Genomic DNA, 767 nt, shown 5'->3' with positions numbered 1-767 from the left:
CTTCACGGTCGAGACCTACATCCCGCTCATGCTGATCAACGAACGGGACCGGATGTAGGTCTCGACCGTGAAGTAGGCCGCCGAGGCCACCCCGCGCAGCAGCACCAGCGCGGGGATGCCGCGCCGCGCGGCCGGTGCGGGCCTGCTGCTGCTCATCGCCTGCATACGGCATCTGCTTCCCGCGGGCACACTGGCCGCGCGGCGCGGCATCCCCGCGCTGGTGCTGCTGCGCGGGGTGGCCTCGGCGGCCTACTTCACGGTCGAGACCTACATCCCGCTCATGCTGATCAACGAACGGGACTGGTCGGCCGGGGCGGCCGGAATGTCGCTGACCGGCGCGGCACTCACCTGGTTCGCGGGGTCCTGGCTGCAAGGCCATCCGCGGCTGCCCTGGCCGCGCGAACGGGTCGTCCTCGTCGGCGCGCTGATCGAGGGAGCCGGGGTGGCCGTCACCCTGAGCGGTGCGCTGAGCGGGGCCCCCGCGGTGACCGTGGCCGTCGGGCTCGCCGTGGCCGGGTTCGGGATGGGGCTGCTGCTGCCCGGTATCGGTGTCCTCACCCTTGAGTACTCACCGGTGCACCGTCAGGGGCGCAACTCGGCCTCCCTGCAACTGTCCGACAGCCTGTCCAGCGTCCTGCTCGTGACCCTGGCCGGGACGCTCTTCAACGCCGCCCATGTAGGGGCGGGAGTCGACAGCACGGCGTTCCTGGCCGTCTTCGGTGCCGCCCTCGCGGCCGCGGCCGGTGYCGGGCTGATCGCACCGCGCA

The 767-nt window shown here is 72.2% G+C and carries 1 pseudogene; it reads left to right on the top strand.

The features are described from left to right. Positions 1 to 115: 115 nt before the first annotated feature. A pseudogene (locus AB8Z36_RS41335) lies at positions 116 to 767 on the top strand (MFS transporter); the annotation flags it as partial.

This window comes from Streptomyces flavofungini, from assembly GCF_041028215.1.
Taxonomy (GTDB): domain Bacteria; phylum Actinomycetota; class Actinomycetes; order Streptomycetales; family Streptomycetaceae; genus Streptomyces; species Streptomyces flavofungini_B.
The sequence above is the reverse complement of the archived record's forward strand: the minus strand, read 5'-3'. Positions and strand labels throughout refer to the sequence as shown.